We start from the raw sequence: 24212 nt of genomic DNA, 5'->3' as shown, positions 1-24212 counted from the left end.
CCCTGCGTCAGGAAGCCGGCGCCGACGACCCCCGCACCACCAGTTCCCCCGGCAGCAGCAGCTGCCGCGCGGGGCCCTCGAGGCCCTTCAGCCGCTCGAGCAGGCAGGTCGCGGCGCTGCGCCCGATCGCCTCGGTCGGCTGCGCGATGGCACTGAGGCCCGGCCCGATCAGCGGCGCCCATTCGGGATCGTCGAAGCCGACGAAGCCGAGGTCGCTGCCGAACTGCAGGCCCAGGCGCGCCATCGCCGCCGCCACGCGCAGGGTCACGACCGCGTTGCCGGCCAGCACGGCGGCACGCCGGCGGGCTCGCCGCGCCCGCTGATGCAGCCCCTGCAGCGCGGCATCGAGGCCCGCCGCATCGTCGGCCTCGCATTCGAAGACCATGCCGCTCACGCGCGGCCCCTGCGACTGCACGCACGCACCGAAGGCCGCGGTGCGCTCGCGACGCGAGCTCACGCCCTTCTGCGGTTCGGTGACGTAGAGCAGCTCGCGATGGCCGCCCTCCACGAGATGGCCGCAGGCCAGCTGCATCGCGGCCGCGTTGTCGAGCGAGACGAAATCGGTGTGCATGCCCGCGTGGCGGCGGTCCACCAGCACCGCAGGCTTGCCGCGCAGTGCTTCGGCATCGATCAGGCCCGTGCCGCGGCCCAGCGTGTTGAGGATGAAGCCATCGACCTGGTAGCCGGCGAGCGCATCGATCGCCTCGCGCTCGCGGTCGATGTCGTTGCCGAGGTTGAACAGCATCACGAGGTAGCCGGCATCCTGGCAGGCCTTCTCCGCGCCACGCAGCACGGCCACCGAATAGGGGTTGGTGATGTCGGCCACGATCAGGCCGATCAGGCGCGAGCGGCCGTGGCTCAAAGCCTGCGCCATCGGGCTCGGCGTGTAGGCCAGCTGCGCGACCGCGGCCTCGACACGCGCCGCGATGTCGTCGCTGAGCAGCCGGTCGCGGTGGTTGAGGAAGCGCGAGACGGTGGCCTTCGACACCCCGGCCACCCGGGCCACGTCGGCGATGGTGGCGCGGGCCGGACGCTGCATCGGGGTTCGCGCGTTCAAGCCGAGGCGGTGTCGTAGACGGCCGCGGGCCGTTCGCCGGCCAGGGCCTGCAGCAGGTTGGTGGTCGCGAGCTCGGCCATGGCGTGCCGGGTCTCGTGCGTGGCCGACCCGATGTGCGGCAGCGGCGTCACGCGCGGGTGCGTGCGCAGCGGCGCATCGGCCGGCAGCGGTTCGGTCGCGAAGACGTCGAGGCCGGCGGCGCGCAGGCTGCCGCTGTCGAGTGCGGCCAGCAGTGCGTCTTCCTGCACCGTGGCACCGCGGCCGCCGTTGATGAAGATCGCGCCGGGCTTCATGCCGGCGAAGAAGGGCGCATCGATCATGCCGCGCGTGCTGTCCGAGAGCGGCAGCATGGCGACCACGAAATCGGACCGCGCGAGCAGTCCGGCCAGCGGCACGTGCGCCGCGCGGCCCTGCAGTTCGGGCGCCTGGGCGGCAAGGTCGACCGCGCGTCGCGCGTGGTAGAGCACCGGCATGCCGAAGCCCAGCGACGCGCGACGTGCGATCGCCTGGCCGATGCGGCCGAAGCCCAGCAGGCCCAGCGTCTTGCCGTGCACGTCGGCGCCGAACAGCGCCTCGTCGATGTTCTTCGTCCAGCGGCCTTCGCGCACGAGGTTCGAGAGCTCGACCACGCGGCGGCTGGTCGCCATCAGCAGCGCGAAGACGGTGTCGGCCACGGTCTCGTCGAGCACGCCGGGCGTGTGGCACAGCACGATGCCGCGCGCGTGCAGCGCGGCCAGCGCGTAGTTGTCGACGCCGACCGAGACGCTGGAGACCACCTCGAGCCTGGGCGCGCGCGCGAGCAGCCCCTCGTCGACCGGAAAGCTCGAGCCGATCAGTCCCTGCACGTCGCCGAGCGCCGCGTCGAAGGCGCCGCGCTGGGCCGCCACGCGCGGGTTGGCGACCGTGACTTCGTGCGCGGCCTGCAGCCGCGCCAGCTGGTCGTCGGGCAGCTCGCGGAAGACCAGGATGTTCTTGCGTGTCACAGCCGGGCCTCCTCGAGCTGGGCGCGGGTCGGAAGGCCCTCGGTGTCGCCGAGCACCTGCACGGCGCGCGCGCCGATCCAGGCACCGCGTCGCACCGCGTCGGGCACCGACCGGCCTTCGAGCAGCGCGCTCACGACGCCGGCCGCGAAGCCGTCGCCGGCGCCCACGGTGTCGACGATCTCCTCGACCGGAAAGCCGGCCACGCGACCGGTGCCCTCGACATCGCTGTCGTAATAGGCACCCTCGGCGCCGAGCTTCACGACCACGAGCTTCGCGCCGCGCTCGCGGTAGAAGCGCGCCACGCCTTCGGGCGTGTCCTGGGCCGTGAGGAAGACGCCCTCCTCCATGCCCGGCAGCACCCAGTCGGCGCGTGCGGCCAGTTCGTTGATCCAGTGGCGCATGGCTTCGGGCGAGGACCACAGCGTGGGCCGCAGGTTGGGGTCGAACGAGATCGTGCGGCCGGCTGCGCGCATGACTTCCATCGTCCGCAGTGCCGCCGGCAGGCTGGTGTCGGAGATGGCCGCGAACACGCCCGTGGCGTGCAGATGGCGCGCGGATGCGAGCCAGGCCTCGTCGACGTCGGCCGGCCCCATGCGGCTCGCGGCCGAGCCCTTGCGGTGGTATTCCACCGGCGGATCGCTGCCGTCGGTGACGCGGCCCTTGAACTGGAAGCCGGTGCGCTGGCTGGCATCGCAGATCACGTGCGAGCAATCGATGCCCTCGCCCTGCATGGCGGCCAGCAGCGCGCGGCCCATCGAGTCGGTGCCGAGCCGGCTGGCCCATCCCACCTTCAGGCCCAGGCGCGCCAGGCCGATCGCCACGTTGGTCTCGGCGCCAGCGGTGCGCTTGTGGAAGGCCGTGGCGTTCTCGATCGGGCCGGGTCGGTCGGCGACCAGCAGCAGCATGGCCTCGCCGAACAGCGCGACGTCGAAGGCCACGGCAGGAATCGTGCTCATCACAGGCTCCGAAGGAGCGCGACCTGGTCGCGCGTGACTGCCATCAGGTCGTCGCCGACCAGCGGGTATTCGATGGCGCGCGGCACGTCGCCCGGCAGCGCCCGAAGCACGGCGCGCCAGGGCGCGACCGAATCGGCCAGCGGCACCGCGACCCACTTGGCCGGCAGCCGCTGCACGCCCTTGCAATGCACGTAGCGCACGCGCCGGGCCAGTGCCTCGGCGGCCCGCAGCGGGCATTCGCCGAGCCAGTGCCAGTTGCCCATGTCGAAGGTCATGCCGAGGTCGAGGCCGGCGCGGTCGGCGGCGTCGAAGAAGGCCAGCATCGCAGGCAGCGAGCCGGCCGCGACCGTCTGGTCGTTCTCGATCACGAGCTCGACGCGGGTCTCGGCCAGCTGCACCTTGAGGCCCCACAGCGAGCCATGGGAGCCCGGGCCGAAGGCGCCGATCGACATCTTGAGCCGCTGGGCGCCGAGCGTGGTGGCAGCCGCGATGCCGCGCTTGAGCGCCGCGCTGTCGAGCCAGCCGCCCTCGGCCCAGAGGCCCTCGGGGCTCGAGTAGACCGAGGCCAGGCCGGCCATCGGCGGCAGCTCGGTGGCGGCGTCGCGCAGCAGTTCGCCGCGCACCTCGACGCTGTCGGCGCCCGCGGCACGCGCAAGCTGCGCGCACCAGAGCTGGCCGTGGCGGCCGGTCTCGGCGGCGCCGAAGGACGAAAGGGAGATCAACACGGATGTCATAGGGATCGCAGGATCTGCCTGCTCGGGGAATGCCGCGGAACCGGCTTTGCCGGGCCGCTGGCATGGCCCCCGGCGAGGGGGTGGGCGGCTACGCGAAGCGAGCCAACCTGGGCGTGAGTCATGAGCTCGCCTGATGGGAACTCAGGATCTGGCCCAGGAACTGGCGCGTCTTCTCGTGCTTCGGGTTGCCGAAGAACTCGGCCGGCGGCGCCTGCTCGACGATCCGGCCGTCGGCCATGAAGATCACGCGGTCGGCGACGCTGCGCGCGAAGCCCATCTCGTGCGTGACGCACAGCATCGTCATGCCGTCCTCGGCCAGGCCGATCATGGTGTCGAGCACTTCCTTGACCATCTCGGGATCGAGCGCCGATGTGGGCTCGTCGAACAGCATGATCTTGGGCGCCATGCACAGCGCGCGCGCGATCGCGACACGCTGCTGCTGGCCGCCCGAAAGCTGGCTCGGGTACTTGTGCGCCTGCTCGGGAATGCGCACCCGCGTGAGGTACTTCATCGCCACCTCCTCCGCCTGCGCCTTCGACATGCCGCGCGAGCGCATCGGCGCCAGCGTGCAGTTCTGCAGGATCGTGAGGTGCGGGAACAGGTTGAACTGCTGGAACACCATGCCGACCTCGGCACGCACCGCATCGACGTTCTTGCCGCCGGCCGTGAGCTCGATGCCATCGACCACGATGCGGCCCTGCTGCACCGTCTCGAGCCGGTTGATGCAGCGGATCAACGTCGACTTGCCCGAGCCCGAGGGCCCGCAGATCACGATGCGCTCGCCCGCACGCACCGACAGGTCGATGTCGGTCAGCACCTGGAAGGTGCCGTACCACTTGTTCACCGCCTCGAGGCGGATGATCGGCTGATCGGTCGGGTCTGTCATTTCAATGTCCATCATTCAACGGCTGGGGCATTCGAGGCGAGGGCACCGAAGCCCATTCGCGGAACCCCGCGGAACCGGCTTCGCCGGGCCGCTGGTGTTGCCCCCCGGAGAGGGGGTGGGCGGCTACACGAAGTGAGCCAACCTGGGGGTCAGCGAATCTCCGGGGTCAGTTCATCTTCGGCAGGTCGGTCGACAGCCACTTCTGATAGAGCTTGTTGAGCTCGCCATTGGCCGTGTTCTTGGCCACGAAGTCGTTGACGGCCTTGGTCAGCTCTTCCTGGCCTGGACGCATCGCGATGCCCATGTTCTGCTGCACCAGGTTGAACTTGTTCTCGAAGGTGTTCGGCGGCACGCGCTTGGCGATCTGGGCCGCGACCGTTGTCGATGCGCCGATCGCGTCGACCTGGCCCGACATCAGCGCCTGCATGGCCGAGGCATCGTCGTCGAAGCGGCGGATCTCGGTGCCTTCGGGCGCAGCCTTGGTCACGGCCACGTCCTGGGTGCTGGCGCGCGCCACGCCGACGCGCAGGCCCTTCAGGTCGGCCGCGCTCTTGATCGGCGTACCGGTCTTGCCGTAGAGCACGATCGTGGCCGCCGCGTAGGGCTGCGAGAACTGAACCTGCTTGGCGCGCTCGGGCGTGATCGCCAGCGAGGCCACCAGCAGGTCGACCTTGTTGGTCAGCAGGAAGGGAATGCGGTTCGGGCCCGTGACCGGCACGATGTTGGCCTTCACGCCCCAGTCCTTGGCCAGCAGCTTGGCGACGTCGGCGTCGTAGCCGTCGGGCTGGTTCTTGGCATCGGTGGTCCCGTAGGGCGGGAAGTCGACCAGCATGCCGATGGTGATCTCGCCCTTCTTCTTGATGTCGGCCACGGTCTGGGCCGATGCGAAGGGAGCGAAGACGGTCAGGGCAGCGCCCAGGCCGAGGGCGGCGACGGCAGCGCGGCGGGTGGTGGAACGGATCATGTCGAAGGTCTCCTGGTTTGAAAGCGGTTCAGCGGGTGAGTGCACGTGCACGGTTGCGCTCCATGCGCGCAGCCAGCAGCGAGAGCGGCCAGCAGATGATGAAGTAGAGCGCCGCCACGGTCGTGAACACGTACAGCGGCTGGAAGGTGGCGTTGTTGATGATCTGGCCCGCGCGCGTGATCTCGGTGAAGCCGATGATGGCCGCGAGCGAGGTGCCCTTGATGATCTGCACGAGGTAGCCCACCGTGGGTGGCAGCGCGATCTTGAAGGCCTGCGGCAGGACCACGTCGCGCATGCGCGAGCCGTAGCCGAGGTTGAGCGCCTGCGCGGCCTCCCACTGGCCGCGCGGCACGGCATCGATGCAGCCGCGCCAGATCTCGCCGAGGAAGGCCGCGCTGTTGAGCACCAGGGCCACGCCGGCGGCGATCCACGGATTGATGTCGAGCCCGAGCACGGGCGCGCCGAAGAAGATCAGGAACAGCTGCAGCAGCAGCGGCGTACCCTGGAAGACCTGGATGAAGCCGGTCGACAGCGCGCGCGCGATGCGGTTCTCGGATGTGCGCGCAAGTGCGATGACGAGTCCCAGGACCGAGCCACCGACGAAGGCGATCGCCGACAGCGCGAGCGTCCACTGCGCGGCCTCGAGGATGAACAGGAATTCGGGAAAGCCGAAGGTACGCATGGGGTGTCAGCGCCGATCCGGATAGTTGAGGGTGTGCCGGTAGATCAGCTTGAACAGCGCCGAGAAGCTCAGCGAGAGCAGCAGATAGATGCCGGCCACGACGATGTAGATCTCGAAGCTGCGGAAGGTCTGCGACTGCAGGTTGGCGGCCACCGAGGTCAGGTCGTCGGCCGAGATCACCGACACCACGGCAGAGCTCAGCATCAGCAGGATGAACTGGCTGGTGAGGGCCGGATAGATGGCCTTGAGCGCGGGCTTGAGGATCACGAAGCGGAAGATCTCCCACGGCTTGAGGTTGAGCGCCCTGCCCGCCTCGATCTGGCCCTTGGGGATCGATTCGATGCCGGCGCGCACGATCTCGGCGGCGTAGGCCCCGAGATTGACCACCATGGCGGTGAGCGCCGCCGTGTAGGGCGACCAGCGCAGCCCGATCGCGGGCAGCGCGAAGAAGAAGAAGAACAGCTGCACGAGGAAAGGCGTGTTGCGGATCACCTCGATGTAGGCATTGACCAGGAAGCGCAGCCACCCCGGCCCGGAGGTCTTGCCCCAGGCGCAGAAGATCGACACCAGCAGGCCCAGCAGCATGGCCACCAGCGACAGCTGGATCGTGATCCAGGTGCCCTTGAGCAGCAGCGGCCAGGCCGCGAAGACGGCGTCGAACTGGAATTGATAGTTCACTGGGAGACGAAGAGTCGGAGGGCGGTCGATGAAGGTGCGCAGCGCAGGCGGAACGCTCCGTTGCGGTGCAGGCGAGTATATTGAAACCGGTTTCAGTCGCACCTAGGGATTCCCCTATCCCAGCCTCGCTGCCTACACTGGGGCATGTCCGCCGTCATCCAGGTCGACCGAACCGACCGGCCCACGCCATGAACCTGCGTCTCTGGGCCGGGCTGCTGCTTGCGATCGCGGCCTGGAGCGCACAGGCCGCCGACCTGTCGATCCGGCTCACCGGACCGGTCGTCCGGCCGGAGCTTTCGTCGGGCTCCGGCATGACCTGGCACGGCGGCAGGTATTTCGTGGTGGGCGACGACGCCGCCTACCTCTTCACGCTGGACCCGAAGTTCGCGATCTCCGGCCGCACGCGCCTGGCGCGCTTCCCGGTGCAGGCCGACGGCCGCATCGCCAAGCACCTGAAGCCCGACTACGAGGCCATGGCCACGGTCACGCATGCAGGCGCCGTGTGGAACCTGATCCTCGGCTCGGGCAGCAGGAGGGGCACGCGCCAGACCGGCCTGCTGGTCGCCACCGATGGCCGGTCGGCGCCGCGCACGCGCGACATGGCGGCGCTGTACGGCGACTTCGCCCGGCTCGCAGGCTTCGCGCCGGGCGTGCTCGTGAACATCGAGGCGCTGGCGATCGCGCGCGGCGACGCCTGGTTCTTCAATCGCGGCAACGCGGTCCGCAACATCCTGTACAGGGTGTCGGTCGATGACCTCATGGCCTACATGGGCGGCAGCATCGACCGCATCGAGCACATCGACCTGCACGAGGCGAGCCTGCCGCGCCTCGGCGGCCGCGAGGCCGGCTTCTCGGGCGCCGACTACTGGCCCGAGATCGACAGCCTGGTGTTCACGGCCTCTGTCGAGGGCGCCGACAACGCCATCGACGACGGCGCGGTGCTGGGCAGCTATGTGGGGCTCATCGCGCTGGCCAGGCTGAAGGACAGGGCCCCGCTCGACCTGCGCGAGAGTGCCTGGCTGCTCACGCAGCGCGGCATGGTGCTCAAGACCAAGGTGGAGTCGATCGCGCTCAGGCAGACCACGGCGCGGCGCGCGCGCGGTGCCCTGGTGAGCGACAACGACGACGGCAGCAGCGAGTTCTTCGACGTCGAGCTCACGTTGACGAGCGCCGCGCGGCGCTGAGCGCGGTCCGCTCAGTCGAGCGCCGAACGCCGGTACTGCGCGATCTCGGTGCGGTGGAAGTCGCCGACCGGAATGCGGCGGTCGTCCAGCCCGCCGTCGAAGCGAAGGCGGATCTCGGCACGGTCGCGCACCCAGCAGCCGCGCACCGTCTTGCCGTCCCATCCCGTGAGGTAACCGAGCCTGGCCGGCGGTTCGCAGCCCGCGGCCTCCTCGGTCAGGCCCAGCACGCTGAAGTCGGCGCCGTGCGCGACATACGCGACCGCGGGCTGGCTGTCGCAGCCGGCGCCGAAGACGCAGGCCGCGCAGAGCGCGGCAATCGAAGTCGATGTGTTCATGGCCCTCTCCCGATCGGCGGCGGCCACTGGCGTCAGCGGCGCGCCGCTGGATGCATTGGACCGCGCGCCGCGCCGCCCGTCATCCACCGAAGGTGTGAACTCAGGGCATGTAGGCGTCCTTGATGCGCGGCAGCCAGACCTCGATGGCCCCGGGGTCGGCCTTGGTCGGACGCGGCAGCAGCTTGATCGCCCAGGGCTGACCGGTCGGCGAGGCCGCGGTCTGCGTCAGCGCCACCGCGCAGGCGCGTGAGGATTCCTCGCGGATGACCACGGTCGGCGCTTCGTGGCCGACCGGCGGCGCCCGGCCGGCACGCCGGGAGGTGCTCAGCACGTCCTCGATCGGTGGCACCGAGGCGCCGAGTTCGCGCCACGGTCCGCGCCAGGCACGCGCCTTGTCGCGCAGCGCGGTGCCATAGGTGAGGATGTACACGACTGCGCCCTCGCAGGCATCGCGGGCGATCGGCGCCGGCACGGGGGCGGGCGAGCCATCGGGCAGCGGCGGCTGGGCGGCGGGCGCCGGCGGACCGGTCACCACGCGCACCATGCGCTGCCCGGTGACGCGCTCGCGCAGCCACACCGCGAGCGCGAACGGCTCGGGCAGGATGCCGCTGCAGTTCTGCTTGGAGCCGGTCTGGCCGCTGTAGTCGCGCGCCCAATAGCGCGGCGCGCACGGCGGTGCCTGCGCCGGCTGCAGGCAGTCGATGCCGTTGCCGGCATCGAGCAGCCGCGTGCAGGCTGGCGTGCGTTGGCCCGCCGCCTCGCCCGCACAGGCCTGCTTGGCATCGTCGACCATGCGCACCGAGAGCCTGAACTTGGCCATGAAGTTGTCGCTGCCCTCGCGGCACAGCAGGTCGCCGGTGCGCAGCAGCTCGGCCGCAAGCAGGGCCGGCGCATCGCCACCGCCCGCGGTGCGCAGGTGGGCCCAGCGCTCGGTCAGGTCCTTGAAGGCGCTGTTCTCGGACTTCTCCTGGTCGGCCCGCTGCGAGCGCCAGCTGTCGATGCCCTGCCAGGCCGCGACGCCGAAGGTGGCCGCCGTACCGATGCCGATCGAGGCGGTCACCGCGCCGGCCTTCAGCACGCGCGCCTGCAGCCGGCTCATCGAGCCGACCGCGGCCGCCGCCGCACTGTCCTTGTCGCCGGGCCTGGCGCTGCGCGGGCTGGCATCGGGCTGGCCGTCGTCGACCACGAACAGGCCGGGCGCCCCGGCGGCCACGTGCTCGAGCAGCTCGTCGTCGAGCCGGAAGCCGATCTCGGAGCCGAGGCGGAAGTAGCTCTCCCACTGCGCCTCGTCGAAGAACTGGTCGGTGGTCGGCTGCTGCGGGAACAGGGGATTGGCGGCCTTGAAATTGACCAGATCGACCGGCAGCGAGGCCGACACGTTGGGCTTGACCAGCACGATCTGTCCGGTGGCACCGCTCGCATAGCGCACCTGCGCCAGCGCCAGGCAGGCCTGGCTGGTCGGCGAGGCCAGGTCGTTGAGCGAACCGAAAGCGCCCAGGTGCGTCCACTCGGCGTCGGGCCGCGGCTTCATGAACACGATCTCGGCATTGAGGTCGATGCGGGCGCGGCGGATCAGGATCTCGAGGTCGCAGAAGCGGTAGTCCGGATCGGCGCCGCAGTCGGCGATCACGATCAGCGCGGCCTCCTGCCTGAGCAGCGCATAGGCGCCCGTGTTCTCGAAATGGCCGCCATCGCTCAGGTACCAGTTGGCCGAGCTGCTGCCCGGAAAGGCGCCGAAGCATTCGAGCAGCATGAAGCGCGTCTTCATGAGCAGCGGATTGGCATGCACCACCGCGCCGCGCTGCATGACGCCGGCCTCGGCGCTGTTCCACCAGTAGCCCAGGCGCAGCCCGGCGAAGACCGAGAGGGCGGCGATGCCGCGCTTGGTCAGCCGTCCGAGGCCGGGCGCGAAGGCCGCGCCCGAGATGGCGGCCCAGGCGCCGAGCGAGAGCGCGCCATCGCCGTGCGCCTGCGTCCACTGGGCGCCGCCGGCCTGCATCCAGCCCAGCGGGCCGATGGTCATCGGCTGACTCTTGCGGTCGCGATTGAAGAGCCGCTCCTTGGTGTCGTGGGTCTGGTTGATGCACACGTTGGCCAGGTGCACCGGACCCCCGTGCACGTGCGGCGCATAACGCAGCTGCGAGATGTCGTCGTGCGCGTCGACCTCGCCGACCGGCACGTCGGGCGGCTCCAGCCCCGACACCTTGTCGATCGGCCGGGCGCCGAGGCGCCGCGCATTGGCCGCGCCGAGGTAGCCGCGCACGATGCGCGCCTTGTAGAACATGTGCAGCGAGGATGCGTTCAGGAAGGCGAAGTTGCGCCCGGTCACCAGCGCATAGACGCCGATGATCACGGCGATGGTGCCCAGCCAGGCCCAGCCGCGCATGAAGTCCAGCCCGGCCGGCGTGAACACCGGCAGCAGCACCGCCGCATAGACCACGCCCACCCACCAGGCGGCCAGGCAGAAGGCCAGGGCCAGTCCGAGCATGCTGGCCAGCGTCATCACCAGCGTCTTGCCGATGCCCGGCAGTTCCTGCCGATGCGACAGCAGCATCGGCAGCACGCCGCGCAGGATCGCCGCGGCCACCAGCAGCACGGCGCCGTACGAGATGCGCTGCTCCTGGCTCTCGGCCGCGAGCCACCAGGCGCTGCGGTCCAGCAGCCCCAGCATCACGATCAGCAGCGCCGCGTTGATGACCGAGGCGAGCCGGTCGGTCAGTTCGTTGCGCAGCGCCGGGGGCGTCTGGCGGCGGCTTCGATACAGCACCCAGAGCAGCGCCACCACCCAGCAGACCGCGAACATCTCGAAGGCCGGCGCCAGCCATGGCGGCCCGCTGTAGCGCAGCATCAGCTTGGGCCCGACCCAGGCGGCACCGATGCCGAGCGCCAGCCACATCGCGATCTGCAGCAATATCGACCGCGTCGACGGCTTGTCGCTCACCGACCAGTAGGCGCAGGCCAGCACGACCGAGGCGATGAACGGCCCGATCAGCGTGAACCAGAGCGTCGGCCATTGCGTGGCCCACTCCACCGACAGCCGCAGGAACTGCAGCGCATCGACCTGGGTCGATCGCACCACCGCGTCGGGCGGCACGCTGTTGAGGTCGACCGCGCGAAACACGGCGTCCCACAGCAGCAGGTTGGTGGCCGCCAGCACCATGCCGATCAGGCTGGCCGCGATCGCGAGCTCGATGTGGGTTGCCAGCAGGTTGCGCAGGTACAGCGCGGCAGCGAACAGCGTGTCGCGCAGGCCCCCGGGAATCAGATAGCGGCCGTTGGCGCGCAGCCACCAGCCGAAGCGCGCGCGGTCTACGTCGCCGAGCGCCTCCTCGATCTGGCGCACCTCGTCGGGCGAGCCGGCGTCGTGGCACAGACGGCCGAGCGCCGAGCCGATGTAGCCACCGCCCGAGACGGTGGACACGATGTCGAACTTGAGCAGTTGCCGGCGCGCCGCGAGCGCCTTGATCAGGCCGAGGCAGAAGGTCGCGCTGCGAATGCCGCCGCCCGACAGTGCCAGGCCCCAGGGCCGCCGGCCGTCGTCGGTGCCGTGGAGTGCGCGCCGACGCTCGGCCACCAGCTTCTGGATGGTCTCGTCCATGCAGGTCCTTGTGGTTCGCGTCAATATTTCATGGCCGGCCCGATCCATCAATGGCTCGAACGGCCTATGCCTCGCGCCCCGGCGGCGGTTAAGCTGGCGCCCGGCGAAGCACCTCCAACAGAACAGAAAGCACTTCCGTCATGTCCGCCGCGCACCTCCACGCCCCCGCCCCGAAGGCCCGCCCGCGCTGGCTGCCGCCCCTCGTCGTGGCACTGGGCGCCCTGCTGGCGAGTTGCGCGAGCCAGGGTGCCTGCGAGTCGTCCTATGCGGCCTCGCCGCAGTTCCGGGACTGCGGCTTCCGCAACCCGCCGAACCCCGACGCCAAGCCTTCGGCCGGCACCTGGACGATCTGGTCGCGCTTCTTCTTCGGCAACAAGACCGACACCGTGCCGGTCGATCCGATCCCGGTGCAATCGCTGACCCCGGCGCAACTCGAGGCGCTCGACGCGCAGGCCAACCACATCGTGCGCCTGGGCCATTCGTCGCATCTGCTCAAGCTGCGCGGCAAGTTCTGGCTGATCGATCCGGTCTTCAGCGAACGCGTGTCGCCCTTCCAGTGGCTGGGCCCCAAGCGCTTCCACCCGCCGCCGATCGCGCTCGAGCAGTTGCCCCCGATCGAGGGCCTGATCCTCTCGCACGACCACTACGACCACCTCGACGTCGCGACCATCGAGTACCTGGCGCAGCGCGTGCAGCGCTACTTCGCGCCGCTCGGCGTCAAGGCGCGGCTGGTCGAGCTCGGCGTGCCGGCCGACCGCGTGACCGAGCTCGACTGGTGGCAGAGCGCGAAGTTCGACGGCGTCGAACTGACCGCGACACCGGCGCAGCATTTCTCGGGCCGCTCGCTGAGCGACCGCGACAGCACGCTGTGGGCCTCGTGGGTGATCCAGAGCGGCGACCAGCGCATCTTCTACAGCGGCGATTCCGGCTACTTCAAGGGTTTCCGCGAGATCGGCGAACGCTTCGGCGGCTTCGACCTCGCGCTGATCGAGAACGGCGCCTACGACGCCTACTGGCCCGCGGTCCACATGACGCCCGAGGAAAGCGTTCGGGCCTTCGAGGACCTGCGTGGCAAGGTGCTGTTCTCGGTGCACAACAGCACCTTCGATCTCGCCTTCCACACCTGGCACGACCCGCTGGATCGCATCGCGGACCTGTCGGAGAGCAGGAACATCTCTCTCGCCACCCCGGTCATCGGCGAGGTGCTGACGATCGGTCAGCCGCGCAGCAACGTGCGCTGGTGGCAGGGGCTGAAATAGCGCCTGTCGTCGCGACGCAGCCGGCCGTGGCTAGCTCCGGCGCTGCCGCTGCCTCTGGTTCGCGCGGCGCACCTGCCTGCTCTGGCCGGCCTCGGCCGCGGCTCGCGCCTGGTCGGCCTTCTTCTGCCGCCGCTTGTTGGTGATCCAGCGGCCGAGCGCAAAGCTGCAAAGACCGCTCGCCACCGCGATCACCACGCCGATGATTCCGATGTCCATGGCGCCTCCTAGAGCACGCGCACGACGCCGCTCGGCTTGAAGCCGAGATCGGCCGCCTTGCCCTTGCGCGCCCGCGCCGCGCGCGCATTGTTGAGCGTGCGGATCTCGAGCGTCTCCTCGCGCTCCTTGCCGCCGCGGCCGACACCCTCGATGCGCACGCTGCGCGTGTAGGCCGCGGCACCGGCCAGCGTGTCCTTGGGTTCGAGATCGATCAGCGTCAGGCCGCGGCCGCCCTTGGGCAGCGCCTTGAGTTCCGCGATCTCGAAGGTCAGGATGCGACCGCCGGTCGATGCGCAGGCCACGTGCGTGGCCGCAGGCAGCGGCTCGGCGCCGCCGGCACCGCCGACCAGCGAGGGCCGGCACAGCTGCTCGCCCTCGCCGACGTCGATGAAGGCCTTGCCGCCGCGCTGGCGCGAGATCATGTTCTCGACCGCCGCGATGAAGCCGTAACCGCCGGTGTTCGAGAGCAGCAGGCTGGCGCCGGCCGGCCCCGCGAAGTAGTGGGCCACGTGCGTGCCGCTGTCGAGGTCGATCAGCGTGGTCACGGGCTGACCGTCGCCGCGACCGCCCGGCAGCGAGGCCACGGCCACGCTGTAGACCCGCACGCCCTTGTCCTTGGCAGTGCCGAAGACCAGCAGCGTGTCGACCGAGCGGCATTCGAAGGCACCGTAGAGCGCATCGCCCGACTTGAAGCTGTATTCGGGCGCGGCCGCACCCGCGGCGCGCTCGCTGGCCCAGCCCTTCTGCGTGCGCACCCAGCCCTTCTGCGAGACGATCACCGTGACCGGCTCGTCGACCACCCGCACCTCGGCCACCGCGCGCTTCTCGGCCTGGATCAGCGTGCGGCGCGGGTCCTCGAAGCTCTTGGCGTCGGCCTCGATCTCCTTGACCAGCAGGCGCCGCAGCGCGGCCGGGCTGCCGAGGATTTCCTCGAGCTTCTTCTGGTCCTCGCGCAGGCCCTTGAGCTCCTGCTCGATCTTGATCGCTTCCAGCCGGGCCAGCTGGCGCAGCCGGATCTCGAGGATGTCCTCGGCCTGCCGCTCGCTGAGCGCGAAGCGGGCGATCAGCGCCGCCTTCGGGTCCTCGGCCGCGCGGATGATCGCGATCACCTCGTCGATGTTGAGCAGCACCAGCTGCCGGCCCTCGAGGATGTGGATGCGGTCCTGCACCTTGCCCAGGCGATGGCGCGAGCGCTTCTCGACCGTGATCTCGCGGAACGCGATCCACTCGTTGAGCATCTGGCGCAGCGACTTCTGGGTCGGCTTGCCGTCGATGCCCACCATCGTGAGGTTGATCGAGGACGAGCTCTCGAGCGAGGTCTGCGCGAGCAGCGTGGTGATGAACTCGTCCTGGCTGATGCGCGAGGTCTTGGGCTCGAACACCAGCCGCACCGGCGCATCCTTGCTCGACTCGTCGCGCACCACGTCCAGCACCGACAGCATCGCGGCCTTGAGCTGGGTCTGGTCGGTGCTCAACGCCTTCTTGCCGGCCTTGATCTTGGGGTTGGTGATCTCCTCGATCTCCTCCAGCACCTTCTGCGTGCTGACGCCAGGGGGCAACTCGTTGACCACCAGCTGCCATTGGCCGCGCGCGAGCTCCTCGATCTTCCAGCGCGCGCGCACCTTGAGCGAGCCGCGGCCGGTGCGGTAGGCCTCGGCGATGTCGGCCGCGGGACTGATGATCTGCGCGCCGCCGGGGAAGTCGGGGCCCGGCACCAGCGCCAGCAGTTCTTCCTCGGAAAGCTTGCCGTTGGACTTGATCAGCGCCACGCAGGCATCGGCGATCTCGCGCAGGTTGTGGCTCGGAATCTCGGTCGCCAGGCCCACCGCGATGCCGCTCGCGCCGTTGAGCAGCGCGAACGGCAGCCGCGCGGGCAGCAGGCGCGGCTCCTCGGTCGAGCCGTCGTAGTTGGGGATGAAGTCGACCGTGCCTTCGTCGATCTCGTCGAGCAGCAGGCTCGTGATGCGCGCGAGGCGCGCCTCGGTGTATCGCATCGCCGCCGCGCCGTCGCCGTCGCGGCTGCCGAAGTTGCCTTGCCCGTCGACCAGCGGATAGCGCTGCGAGAAATCCTGCGCCATGCGCACCAGCGCGTCGTAGGCCGCCTGGTCGCTGTGCGGATGAAAGCGGCCGAGCACGTCGCCGACCACGCGCGCGCTCTTCACGGGCTTGGCACCGACGGTGCCGTTGGCGCCGCCGAAGCCCAGGCCCATGCGCGACATCGAATACAGGATGCGCCGCTGCACCGGCTTCTGGCCGTCGCTGACGTCCGGCAGCGCGCGGCCCTTGACCACGCTGAGCGCGTATTCGAGGTAGGCGGTCTGGGCGTAGTCGGCGAGCGTCAGGGCGCCGTCGTCTTCGGGGCTCTGCAGATCGAGCGAGGGTTGGGAGTCCATGGGAGATTCAGATTGAAGGGGAGTTCGGCTGGCAGCCGTTGGCGGCTGCCGCGGCGGAGTTCATTCGGTCGGCGTGCTCGGCGTCGGGCCGAGGCCGGACGGCATGTTGCCACGTCCGACGGCGCCGCCCCGCGGCACCAGTTCCATCTTGATGCGGCCGGGCGACTTGCCGCGGCCGAGGGCCGCGCTCGGTTTCAGGTAGGCGTAGAGCTGCAGCACGGTCGTGACGTAGTTCTGCGTCTCGCGGTAGTCGGGAATCCTGTTGCCGGCGCGCTGCACGGCGCCCTCGCCCGCGTTGTAGGCCGCCAGCGCCAGCTCGAGGCGGCCCGGATACATCGCGATCAGCTCGCTCAGGTGACGCGAGCCGGTGGCGACGTTGATGCGCGGATCGAACAGCTTTTCCTCGAGCGAGGTCTTCCGGTCGCCGGCGACGCCGTAGCGCTGCGCTGTGGCGGGCATCAGCTGCATCAGTCCCAGGGCGCCCTTGGGCGACACCGCGCGCGCGTCGAAGCCCGATTCGGTCGCCACCAGCGCCTGCAACAGCTCGTAGTCGATCGAATGCCGCCGCGCAGCCTCGCGCAGCGCGCCCTTGGCCGGCTTGTAGCTCGGCGAGGCCTCGAACAGCGCGAGCAGGGCCTGCGAGGCCGGCGGCACCTTGCCGTCGATCATGCCCCGGGCGCCGCGACCCAGGGGGCCGACGCCGTTGGCCGTGTCGAAGCTCTGGCCGCCGCGAAAGAACAGCTGGTAGCGCTCGTCGATCTTCTCGGAGGCGAAATGCGCAACGCCCTTCTCGTCGAGGTAGCCGTAGATGTCGGCCGCGCGCGCAGACTGGAGCGCCGGCAGCCATGACAACAGCGCCGCGAGCAACAGGGTTCTAGACGTCGATCTCGACATCGTCGGCACGCAGCTCCATGAGCTCGCGGCGGGCCGCCGCCTCGCCCTTGCCCATGAGCTTGGTGATCTCGCCCTGCGTGGCCGCGGCGTCGAAGCGGCCCAGCCGCACCTGCAGCAGGCGCCGCGTGTCGGGGTTGAGCGTGGTCTCCCACAGCTGCTCGGCGTTCATCTCGCCCAGCCCCTTGAAGCGGCTGATGCTCCAGGCGCCTTCGCGCACGCCGTCCTTGCGCAGCTTGTCGAGGATGGCGACCAGCTCGCCGTCGTCGAGCGCATAGAACTTCGCGGCCGGCTTCTTGCCGCGCGCGGGCGCATCGACCCGGAACAGCGGCGGCTTGGCCACGTAGACGTGGCCGGTCTCGATCAGCTTCGGGAAGTGGCGGAAGAACAGCGTCAGCAGCAGCACCTGGATGTGCGAGCCGTCGACGTCGGCGTCGCTCAGGATGCAGACCTTGCCGTAGCGCAGGCCCGACATGTCGGGGGAATCGTCGGGGCCGTGCGGATCGACGCCGACCGCCACCGAGATGTCGTGGATCTCGGTGTTGGCGAACAGCCGGTCGCGCTCCACTTCCCAGGTATTGAGCACCTTGCCGCGCAGCGGCAGGATGGCCTGGCTTTCCTTGTCGCGGCCCATCTTCGCGCTGCCGCCGGCCGAGTCGCCCTCGACCAGGAACACCTCGTTGTGGGCGATGTCGCGGCTCTCGCAGTCGGTCAGCTTGCCGGGCAGCACGGCCACGCCCGAGCCCTTGCGCTTCTCGACCTTCTGGCCGGCCCGCTGCCGGGTCTGGGCCGCCTTGATCGCGAGCTCGGCCAGCTTGCGGCCGTAGTCGACGTGCTGGTTCAGCCAGAGCTCGAGCGCCGGACGCACGAAGCTCGACACCAGACGCACCGCGTCGCGCGAATTCAGGCGCTCCTTGATCTGGCCCTGGAACTGCGGATCGAGCACCTTGGCCGACAGCACGTAGGAAGCGCGCGCGAACACGTCCTCGGGCAGCAGCTTGACGCCCTTGGGCAGCAGCGAATGCAGCTCGATGAAGCTCTTGACCGCCGTGAACAGGCCATCGCGCAGGCCGCTCTCGTGGGTGCCGCCGGCGCTGGTGGGAATCAGGTTGACGTAGCTCTCACGCACCGGCTGGCCGTCCTCGGTGAAGGCCACGCACCATTCGGCGCCCTCGCCTTCGGCGAAGTTGTCGGCGTTCTTGTCGGCATGGCCGGCGCCTTCGAACAGCGGGATCACGGGGTCGCCGTTGAGCGTCTGCATGAGGTAGTCGCGCAGGCCGCCCTTGTAGGCCCAGGTCTGCGTGTCCTTGGTCTTCTCGACCACCAGCGTCACGGTGACGCCGGGCATCAGCACCGCCTTGCTGCGCAGCAGGTGCGTGAGCTCGTTGATCGGCAGCACGGCCGATTCGAAGTACTTCGGGTCGGGCCAGGCCCGCACCGTGGTGCCCTGGCGGCGATCGCGCGGACCGTCGCCGCTCGCCGATGCGGCGGCGCTCTCCTGCGGCCGCACCTTGAGCTTCTCGACCACGTCGCCGGCCGAGAACGCGAGTTGCGCCACCGAGCCTTCGCGATACGAAGTGACCTCGAGCCGGGTCGACAGCGCATTGGTCACCGAGACCCCCACGCCGTGCAGGCCGCCCGAGAAGCTGTAGGCGCCGCCCGAGCCCTTGTCGAACTTGCCGCCTGCGTGCAGCCGCGTGAAGACCAGCTCCACCACGGGCGCCTTCTCCTCGGGATGCAGGCCGAACGGAATGCCGCGGCCGTCGTCCTCGACGCTGACCGAACCGTCGGTGTGGAGCACCACCTTGATCTTCTTGCCGTAGCCCGCGAGCGCCTCGTCGGCCGCGTTGTCGAGCACTTCCTGGATGATGTGCAGCGGGTTGTCGGTGCGGGTGTACATCCCGGGCCGCTGCTTGACGGGCTCGAGGCCCTTGAGGACGCGAATCGAGGATTCGCCGTAACTGCCTGGTTCCTTGCTTGCCATGGCGCGGGATTCTAGGCTTCGGCGGCGCGCATCAATGAAGGCGGAAAATATCAACAATCGCCGGCACCGCCGTGACAGCAGGCCGGCCGCCTTTTCGATACATTTTCGGCCATGACCTCCACCTCCAGCCAGCCATTGAGCGTCCAGCGGGTGCTCCTGTGCGGCGCCATGATCGTCACCCTCTCGATGGGGATCCGCCACGGATTCGGCCTGTGGCTGCAGCCGATCACCCAGGAACAGGGCTGGTCGCGCCAGGTTTTCTCGCTCGCGATCGCGATCCAGAACCTTTCCTGGGGCGTGATCGGCGTCTTCGCGGGCATGCTGGCCGACAAGCTCGGCGCCTTCCGCGTGCTGCTCGCAGGGGCGCTCCTCTACGCGCTGGGGCTCGCCGGCATGGCACTGTCGCCCACACCGCTCACCTTCGCGCTGACGGCCGGCGTGCTGATCGGCGCCGCCCAGGCCGGCACCACCTACGCCGTGATCTACGGCGTCATCGGGCGCCAGATTCCGGCCGAGCGGCGTTCCTGGGCCATGGGGGTGGCGGCGGCGGCCGGCTCCTTCGGCCAGTTCCTCATGGTGCCGGTGGAAGGCCAGCTGATCATGCGGATGGGCTGGCACTCGGCACTGCTGGTGCTGGCCGCGCTCGTGCTGCTGATCGTGCCGCTGGCCTTCTGGCTGCGCGAGCCCCGGCTCGCGGCCGGCAACGCGCCACGCGAACAGACCATCCTGCAGGCGGTCCAGGAAGCCTTCAGGTACCCGAGCTTCGCGCTGCTGATGGCGGGCTACTTCGTCTGCGGCTTCCAGGTGGTGTTCATCGGCGTCCACATGCCGAGCTACCTGCGCGACCAGGGCCTGGCTCCCCAGGTGGCCAGCTACGCACTGGCGCTGATCGGCCTGTTCAACATCTTTGGCACCTACATCGCAGGCTCGCTCGGCGCCCGGCTGGCCAAGCGCAAGCTGCTCGCCGCCATCTACCTGGGCCGGGCCATAGCCATCGCGGCCTTCCTGCTGGTGCCGATCTCGCCGCTGTCGGTCTACGTGTTCGCGGGCGTGATCGGTTTCCTGTGGCTGTCGACGGTGCCGCTCACCAGCGGCATCGTGGCGCAGATCTTCGGCGTCGCCCACCTGTCGATGCTGGCCGGCTTCGTCTTCCTGAGCCACCAGGTCGGCTCCTTCCTGGGCGTCTGGCTCGGCGGCTACCTGTACGACCTGAACGGCAACTACAACCTGGTCTGGTACATCGCGATCGCGCTCGGCGTCTTCGCGGCGCTGATCAACCTGCCGATCCGCGAGAGCGCCATCGTGCGGTCGCCGCGGCTGCAGCCGGCCTGAGAACCCGCCATGTCGAGCAACGCCCGCGATCGCCTGGTACGCGCCGGCTGCTGGGCCGGCGCGGCGCTGGTGCTGGCCGGCGTCTTCGCGCTCTACACGCGGCCGGCCTTCATGGTCACGCTGATCGACCAGATCTGGGCCTGCTTTTGAGTTCCATCGCTTCGGCGCCCTCGCCCTGGATCGTGCGCTGGTCGCATCTGCTGGCGCCTGGGGCCACGGTGCTCGACGTCGCCTGCGGCAGCGGGCGCCACATGCAGTGGTTCGCAGGTCGCGGCCATGCCGTCACCGGTGTCGACCGCTCGCCCGAGGCCGCCGAGGCCGCGCGCACGCACGGCACCGTGTTGCTGGCCGACATCGAGGCCGGCCCCTGGCCCTTCGAAGGCCGGCAGTTCGGGGCCGTCGTGGTCACCAATTACCTCTGGCGGCCGCGCCTGGCGGACATCGTGTCGGCGGTCGCACCGGGTGGCGTTTTGCTATATGAAACCTTCGCGGCGGGCAACGAGAGCGTCGGCAAGCCCTCACGGCCCGATTTCCTGCTGCAGCCCGGCGAACTGCTCGCGGCGGCGGCCGGCCTGCGCGTGGTGGCCTACGAGGACGGCTTCCTGGCCGGGCCCGAGCGCTTCGTGCAGCGCATTGCAGCCCTGCGGCCCCCGGCAGCGCCGCCCGGCGCACCGCCGCGTCATTCGCTCTAGAGCCCCTGAAACCCGGCCCACCCCGGGGCGACCCCCTGCCGGAGGGCAGCCCCAGGTCAGTAGAATGGCTCCTTTCGGGCAAACACAAAGAGATTCCCTTGGAGCAACTGACAGGAAGCATTGTTGCGCTCGTCACGCCGATGCATGACGACGGCACTGTCGACTATCCCGCCCTGCGCCGGCTCATCGACTGGCACATCGACGAAGGCACCGACTGCCTTGGCGTGGTCGGCACCACCGGCGAATCGCCGACGGTCGACGTCGAAGAGCATTGCGAGATCATCCGCGTCTCGGTCGAGCAGGCGCGCGGGCGCGTGCCCGTCATGGCCGGTTGCGGCGCCAATTCCACCAAGGAAGCGATCGAGCTCGCCAAGTTCGCGCGCGGCGTGGGGGCCGACTGCCAGCTGCAGGTGGTGCCCTACTACAACAAGCCGACCCAGGAAGGCCAGTACCAGCACTTCAAGGCCATCGCGGAAGCGGTGGGCGACCTGCCGACGGTGCTCTACAACGTGCCCGGCCGGACCGTGGCAGACATGGCGCACGACACCGTGCTGCGCCTGGCGCAGGTGCCCGGCATCATCGGCATCAAGGAAGCCACCGGCAACATCGAACGCGCCCAGTGGCTGATCCGCGACCTGCCAAAGCGCTTCGCCGTGTATTCCGGCGACGACCCGACCGCGGTCGCCCTGATGCTTTGTGGCGGCCAGGGCAACATCAGCGTGACGGCCAACATTGCCCCGCGCAAGATGCACGAGCTCTGCGTGGCGGCCATCGCAGGCGACGTCAAGCGTGCCATGCAGATCCAGTTCGAGCTGATGCCGCTGCACCGGAACCTGTTCGTCGAGCCGAATCCGATCCCGCTCAAGTGGGCCATGGCCCGCCTGGGCCTGTGCGGCGGCGCGCTGCGGCTGCCGCTCACCGAGCTGGCCGAAGGCGGCCGGCCGGTGGTCGAAGCCGCGCTGCGTGCGAGCGGCCTTCTCAAGGACTGACTCTCATCTTTACCTCGGCCGTTGCGGGCGCGCGCAACCTTTTGCCCGCACCGCGCTCTGAAGAGCGGGCGCCGCGTGCAGCGGCCGAGTTCCAAAATCGAAGAAGGACGTAGACGTTGAACACCATTTCGCGATTCGCGCTGCTGGCCCTGGCGGTCGGCCTCGCTGCCTGCTCGGCCCTCGAGAGCGACAAGATCGACTACAAGAGCGCCGGCAAGGCACCCACCCTCGAGGTCCCGCCCGACCTCACCCAGCTTTCGCGCGACAACCGCTACGCCGTGCCCGGCGGCGCGGTCACGGCCAACGCCTACCAGGCCGGCCTGGCCAACGCGCCGAGCCTGCCGACCGCGGTCGGCTCGGTCGGCGACGTGCGCATGGAACGCGCCGGCACGCAGCGCTGGCTGGTGGTCAACCGGCCGGCCGACCAGCTCTGGGACCCGGTGAAGGATTTCTGGCAGGAGAGCGGCTTCCTGCTCACCAGCGAGCAACGCAACCTCGGCATCATGGAAACCGACTGGGCCGAGAACCGCGCCAAGCTGCCGCAGGACATGATCCGCGGCGTGATCGGCAAGTTCCTGGACTCGGTCTACTCGACCGGCGAACTCGACCGCTTCCGCACCCGCCTCGAACGCACGCCCAACGGCACCGAGATCTTCATCAGCCACCGCGGCATGGAAGAGGTCTACAGCAGCTCGCGCAAGGACCAGACCGCCTGGCAGCCGCGCTCCAGCGACGCCGAGCTCGAAGCCGAATTCCTGCGCCGCCTGATGGTCAAGCTCGGCGTCTCGCAGGAACAGTCGAAGGTGCTCGCCGCCACCGGCACGCCGCCGCAGACGGCCAAGGTCGCGACGGTCAACGGTCAGCCCGTGGTGCAGATCAACGACAACTTCGATCGCGCCTGGCGCCGCGTCGGCCTCGCGCTCGACCGCACCGGCTTCACGGTCGAGGACCGCGACCGCGCTGCCGGCACCTACTTCGTGCGCTACGTGCCCCCGAGCGCCAACAAGGAGCCAAGCGCGATCGGCAAGATCATCAATGCCTTCGGTTCCAGCAAGCCCGAACCGCCGCTCAAGCTGCGCATCCTGGTCAAGGGCCAGGGCGAGAGCACGACAGTGTCGGTGCTCAACGAACAGGGCGCCGTGGCCGATGCCGCCAATGCGCAGCGCATCGTCCAGGTCATCGCCGACGACCTGAAGTAGCCGCCGCATGCTGCGCTTCCGCAGTCTGGGCAGCGGCAGCACGGGCAACGCGACGCTGGTCGAGGTCTCGACCGGCGGGCGCTTCACGCGCCTGCTGATCGATTGCGGCTTTGCGCTGCGCCACCTCGATGGGAGGCTGGCCCGCGCAGGGCTCGCGGCGAGCGACCTCGACGCCGTCTTCATCACGCACGAGCACGGCGACCACATCGGTTGCGCACGCGCGCTCTCGCGGCGCGAGCGCATCCCGGTGTGGATGAGCGAAGGCACCTGGCTCGCCACCGGCGGCCACGATTTCGAAGGCCTGCTGAAGATCGCCCGCGACGGCGTCGACATCGAGGTCGGCGACCTCTGCATCCAGCCCTTCACGGTGCCGCACGACGCGCGCGAACCGCTGCAACTGCGCTGCACCGACGGTGCGCGCCACCTCGGCGTGCTGACCGACCTCGGCCATGCCACGCCGCACGTGATGGCCAGCCTCGCCGGACTCGACGCGCTGATGCTCGAGTTCAATCACGACAGCGACCTGCTGGCCGGCTCGGCCTATCCGCCCTTCCTCAAGATGCGCGTCGGCGGCAACTACGGCCACCTCTCGAACGCCGCCGCCGCGGCCATCGCGCGCGCGGTTCATCACCCGGGCCTGCGCCACGTGCTGGGCGCGCACCTGAGCGAACAGAACAACCGCGCCGACATCGTCCGCCGGTCGATGGCCGACGCGCTCGGCGCCAGCGAGCACGAGATGCTCACCGCCAACGCGGCCGAGGGCTCGCCCTGGCTCGATCTCTGAGGCGGCGTCAGCGTGCATGCGGAAGCGCCCGCACGATGCGAAAAGGCCGCCTTGGGGCGGCCTTCTGCTTTCCGCGACCCGAGCGCTTGCGCGCCCGGCGACGAAAGACTTCGCTCAGGGCTTGGCGGGCGGCGTCGCGGCGTTCTTCTTCGCAGCCTCGGTGGCCGCGTTCGCGGCATCGAGGGCCGATGAAGCGCCGGGCGCCGGTGCAGTGGCGGCCGGTGCGGCGGGCGGCGCGACCTGCGCCGGCGGCGGTGCGACCACGGCCGGCGGCTCGTCCTTCTTGCCACAGGCGGTCAGCGCGGCAGCGGCAATCAGCGACGAAGCGATCAGTGCGGATGTCTTCATGAAGGTCTCCTTGATGTGTTGACCAAGGAAAAATTCTAGACCTGCCTTCTTGCCGCACGCCCCATTGC

General features: G+C 69.7%; 23 protein-coding genes. 8 read left to right on the top strand and 15 right to left on the bottom strand.

From position 1 onward, the window contains the following. Positions 1 to 7: 7 nt before the first annotated feature. The 8 genes from QTH87_RS11410 to QTH87_RS11375 all read right to left on the bottom strand — a co-directional run bounded on the left by QTH87_RS11410 (position 8) and on the right by QTH87_RS11375 (position 6940). Entirely contained in the window at positions 8 to 1039 is a 1032-nt protein-coding gene (locus QTH87_RS11410; RefSeq protein WP_286609072.1) for a LacI family DNA-binding transcriptional regulator, read from the bottom strand. A 14-nt stretch (positions 1040 to 1053) separates the two neighbouring features. Continuing rightward, positions 1054 to 2040: a 2-hydroxyacid dehydrogenase gene (locus QTH87_RS11405; protein WP_286609023.1), complete on the bottom strand. Its 987-nt coding sequence runs from the start codon at positions 2038 to 2040 to the stop codon at positions 1054 to 1056. Further along, positions 2037 to 2996, bottom strand: coding sequence for a sugar kinase (locus QTH87_RS11400; RefSeq protein WP_286609022.1), 960 nt, complete (start codon positions 2994 to 2996; stop codon positions 2037 to 2039). Before QTH87_RS11400 ends, QTH87_RS11405 begins: the two co-directional genes overlap by 4 nt. Continuing rightward, positions 2996 to 3730: a sugar phosphate isomerase/epimerase family protein gene (locus QTH87_RS11395; protein WP_286609021.1), complete on the bottom strand. Its 735-nt coding sequence runs from the start codon at positions 3728 to 3730 to the stop codon at positions 2996 to 2998. Before QTH87_RS11395 ends, QTH87_RS11400 begins: the two co-directional genes overlap by 1 nt. Positions 3731 to 3848: 118 nt before the next feature. Next, the gene (locus QTH87_RS11390) at positions 3849 to 4616 is read right to left on the bottom strand and encodes an amino acid ABC transporter ATP-binding protein (RefSeq protein ID WP_286609020.1); all 768 of its coding nucleotides are present in this window, start codon (positions 4614 to 4616) and stop codon (positions 3849 to 3851) included. Between the two features lie 166 nt (positions 4617 to 4782). After that, on the bottom strand, positions 4783 to 5580 hold the full coding sequence (locus QTH87_RS11385) for a transporter substrate-binding domain-containing protein (protein WP_286609019.1): 798 nt from the start codon (positions 5578 to 5580) through the stop codon (positions 4783 to 4785). Between the two features lie 28 nt (positions 5581 to 5608). Next, the gene (locus QTH87_RS11380) at positions 5609 to 6262 is read right to left on the bottom strand and encodes an amino acid ABC transporter permease (RefSeq protein WP_286609018.1); all 654 of its coding nucleotides are present in this window, start codon (positions 6260 to 6262) and stop codon (positions 5609 to 5611) included. 6 nt (positions 6263 to 6268) lie between these two features. Next, positions 6269 to 6940, bottom strand: a complete 672-nt coding sequence (locus QTH87_RS11375; RefSeq protein WP_286609017.1) for an amino acid ABC transporter permease — start codon at positions 6938 to 6940, stop codon at positions 6269 to 6271. Between the two features lie 188 nt (positions 6941 to 7128). Between QTH87_RS11375 and QTH87_RS11370 the strand changes: the two genes are divergently transcribed. Continuing rightward, the gene (locus tag QTH87_RS11370; protein ID WP_286609016.1) at positions 7129 to 8124 is read left to right on the top strand and encodes a DUF6929 family protein; all 996 of its coding nucleotides are present in this window, start codon (positions 7129 to 7131) and stop codon (positions 8122 to 8124) included. Positions 8125 to 8135: 11 nt separating this feature from the next. Here the strand turns inward: QTH87_RS11370 and QTH87_RS11365 are convergent, their stop codons facing one another. Both QTH87_RS11365 and QTH87_RS11360 read right to left on the bottom strand, forming a co-directional pair. After that, entirely contained in the window at positions 8136 to 8459 is a 324-nt protein-coding gene (locus QTH87_RS11365) for a hypothetical protein (RefSeq protein WP_286609015.1), read from the bottom strand. Between the two features lie 100 nt (positions 8460 to 8559). Next, positions 8560 to 12057 (bottom strand): patatin-like phospholipase family protein, encoded by a 3498-nt coding sequence (locus tag QTH87_RS11360; protein WP_286609014.1) that lies wholly within the window; start codon positions 12055 to 12057, stop codon positions 8560 to 8562. A gap of 140 nt (positions 12058 to 12197) precedes the next feature. Between QTH87_RS11360 and QTH87_RS11355 the strand changes: the two genes are divergently transcribed. Beyond that, entirely contained in the window at positions 12198 to 13316 is a 1119-nt protein-coding gene (locus QTH87_RS11355; RefSeq protein ID WP_286609013.1) for an MBL fold metallo-hydrolase, read from the top strand. Positions 13317 to 13346: 30 nt separating this feature from the next. Here the strand turns inward: QTH87_RS11355 and QTH87_RS11350 are convergent, their stop codons facing one another. Genes QTH87_RS11350 through QTH87_RS11335 form a run of 4 tightly spaced genes read right to left on the bottom strand, consistent with a single transcriptional unit; the run spans position 13347 to position 18800 of the window. Further along, positions 13347 to 13532: a hypothetical protein gene (locus QTH87_RS11350; RefSeq protein ID WP_286609012.1), complete on the bottom strand. Its 186-nt coding sequence runs from the start codon at positions 13530 to 13532 to the stop codon at positions 13347 to 13349. A gap of 8 nt (positions 13533 to 13540) precedes the next feature. Further along, positions 13541 to 15925 carry a DNA topoisomerase IV subunit A gene (gene parC, locus QTH87_RS11345; protein ID WP_286609011.1) on the bottom strand — a complete coding sequence of 795 codons (2385 nt, stop codon included), beginning with the start codon at positions 15923 to 15925 and terminating at the stop codon, positions 13541 to 13543. 60 nt (positions 15926 to 15985) lie between these two features. Further along, complete coding sequence (locus tag QTH87_RS11340; RefSeq protein ID WP_286609010.1) at positions 15986 to 16819, bottom strand: lytic transglycosylase domain-containing protein; 834 nt, start codon at positions 16817 to 16819, stop codon at positions 15986 to 15988. Beyond that, positions 16800 to 18800: a DNA topoisomerase IV subunit B gene (locus tag QTH87_RS11335; RefSeq protein ID WP_286609009.1), complete on the bottom strand. Its 2001-nt coding sequence runs from the start codon at positions 18798 to 18800 to the stop codon at positions 16800 to 16802. The genes QTH87_RS11340 and QTH87_RS11335 overlap by 20 nt, the downstream gene beginning before the upstream one ends. Positions 18801 to 18911: 111 nt before the next feature. On the opposite strand from QTH87_RS11335, the gene QTH87_RS11330 reads away from it, so the two are divergent. The 6 genes from QTH87_RS11330 to QTH87_RS11305 all read left to right on the top strand — a co-directional run bounded on the left by QTH87_RS11330 (position 18912) and on the right by QTH87_RS11305 (position 23796). Further along, complete coding sequence (locus tag QTH87_RS11330) at positions 18912 to 20132, top strand: MFS transporter (RefSeq protein WP_286609008.1); 1221 nt, start codon at positions 18912 to 18914, stop codon at positions 20130 to 20132. Between the two features lie 9 nt (positions 20133 to 20141). After that, positions 20142 to 20282 carry a hypothetical protein gene (locus QTH87_RS11325; RefSeq protein ID WP_286609007.1) on the top strand — a complete coding sequence of 47 codons (141 nt, stop codon included), beginning with the start codon at positions 20142 to 20144 and terminating at the stop codon, positions 20280 to 20282. Continuing rightward, complete coding sequence (locus QTH87_RS11320) at positions 20279 to 20824, top strand: class I SAM-dependent methyltransferase (protein WP_286609006.1); 546 nt, start codon at positions 20279 to 20281, stop codon at positions 20822 to 20824. The genes QTH87_RS11325 and QTH87_RS11320 overlap by 4 nt, the downstream gene beginning before the upstream one ends. A gap of 92 nt (positions 20825 to 20916) precedes the next feature. Further along, positions 20917 to 21813, top strand: a complete 897-nt coding sequence (dapA, locus tag QTH87_RS11315) for a 4-hydroxy-tetrahydrodipicolinate synthase (protein ID WP_444812779.1) — start codon at positions 20917 to 20919, stop codon at positions 21811 to 21813. Between the two features lie 116 nt (positions 21814 to 21929). Next, positions 21930 to 23012 carry an NlpB/DapX family lipoprotein gene (bamC, locus tag QTH87_RS11310; RefSeq protein ID WP_286609004.1) on the top strand — a complete coding sequence of 361 codons (1083 nt, stop codon included), beginning with the start codon at positions 21930 to 21932 and terminating at the stop codon, positions 23010 to 23012. Positions 23013 to 23019: 7 nt separating this feature from the next. Next, positions 23020 to 23796 carry an MBL fold metallo-hydrolase gene (locus QTH87_RS11305; RefSeq protein ID WP_286609003.1) on the top strand — a complete coding sequence of 259 codons (777 nt, stop codon included), beginning with the start codon at positions 23020 to 23022 and terminating at the stop codon, positions 23794 to 23796. A gap of 114 nt (positions 23797 to 23910) precedes the next feature. Here QTH87_RS11305 and QTH87_RS11300 read toward each other — a convergent pair whose 3' ends face one another. Beyond that, on the bottom strand, positions 23911 to 24144 hold the full coding sequence (locus QTH87_RS11300; protein WP_286609002.1) for a hypothetical protein: 234 nt from the start codon (positions 24142 to 24144) through the stop codon (positions 23911 to 23913). Between the last annotated feature and the right edge of the window lie 68 nt (positions 24145 to 24212).

Source organism: Variovorax jilinensis, assembly GCF_030316885.1.
Lineage (GTDB): Bacteria > Pseudomonadota > Gammaproteobacteria > Burkholderiales > Burkholderiaceae_C > Variovorax > Variovorax jilinensis.
This window is presented reverse-complemented; position numbering and strand designations above follow the sequence as displayed.

Coding starts and splice junctions, on each gene's coding strand:
- QTH87_RS11410 (WP_286609072.1), bottom strand. CDS start 1,039: ATGCAGCGTCCGGCCCGCGCCACCATCGCCGACGTGGCCCGGGTGGCC.
- QTH87_RS11400 (WP_286609022.1), bottom strand. CDS start 2,996: ATGAGCACGATTCCTGCCGTGGCCTTCGACGTCGCGCTGTTCGGCGAG.
- QTH87_RS11395 (WP_286609021.1), bottom strand. CDS start 3,730: ATGACATCCGTGTTGATCTCCCTTTCGTCCTTCGGCGCCGCCGAGACC.
- QTH87_RS11390 (WP_286609020.1), bottom strand. CDS start 4,616: ATGACAGACCCGACCGATCAGCCGATCATCCGCCTCGAGGCGGTGAAC.
- QTH87_RS11385 (WP_286609019.1), bottom strand. CDS start 5,580: ATGATCCGTTCCACCACCCGCCGCGCTGCCGTCGCCGCCCTCGGCCTG.
- QTH87_RS11380 (WP_286609018.1), bottom strand. CDS start 6,262: ATGCGTACCTTCGGCTTTCCCGAATTCCTGTTCATCCTCGAGGCCGCG.
- QTH87_RS11370 (WP_286609016.1), top strand. CDS start 7,129: ATGAACCTGCGTCTCTGGGCCGGGCTGCTGCTTGCGATCGCGGCCTGG.
- QTH87_RS11365 (WP_286609015.1), bottom strand. CDS start 8,459: ATGAACACATCGACTTCGATTGCCGCGCTCTGCGCGGCCTGCGTCTTC.
- QTH87_RS11360 (WP_286609014.1), bottom strand. CDS start 12,057: ATGGACGAGACCATCCAGAAGCTGGTGGCCGAGCGTCGGCGCGCACTC.
- QTH87_RS11355 (WP_286609013.1), top strand. CDS start 12,198: ATGTCCGCCGCGCACCTCCACGCCCCCGCCCCGAAGGCCCGCCCGCGC.
- QTH87_RS11350 (WP_286609012.1), bottom strand. CDS start 13,532: ATGGACATCGGAATCATCGGCGTGGTGATCGCGGTGGCGAGCGGTCTT.
- parC (WP_286609011.1), bottom strand. CDS start 15,925: ATGGACTCCCAACCCTCGCTCGATCTGCAGAGCCCCGAAGACGACGGC.
- QTH87_RS11340 (WP_286609010.1), bottom strand. CDS start 16,819: ATGTCGAGATCGACGTCTAGAACCCTGTTGCTCGCGGCGCTGTTGTCA.
- QTH87_RS11335 (WP_286609009.1), bottom strand. CDS start 18,800: ATGGCAAGCAAGGAACCAGGCAGTTACGGCGAATCCTCGATTCGCGTC.
- QTH87_RS11330 (WP_286609008.1), top strand. CDS start 18,912: ATGACCTCCACCTCCAGCCAGCCATTGAGCGTCCAGCGGGTGCTCCTG.
- QTH87_RS11325 (WP_286609007.1), top strand. CDS start 20,142: ATGTCGAGCAACGCCCGCGATCGCCTGGTACGCGCCGGCTGCTGGGCC.
- QTH87_RS11305 (WP_286609003.1), top strand. CDS start 23,020: ATGCTGCGCTTCCGCAGTCTGGGCAGCGGCAGCACGGGCAACGCGACG.
- QTH87_RS11300 (WP_286609002.1), bottom strand. CDS start 24,144: ATGAAGACATCCGCACTGATCGCTTCGTCGCTGATTGCCGCTGCCGCG.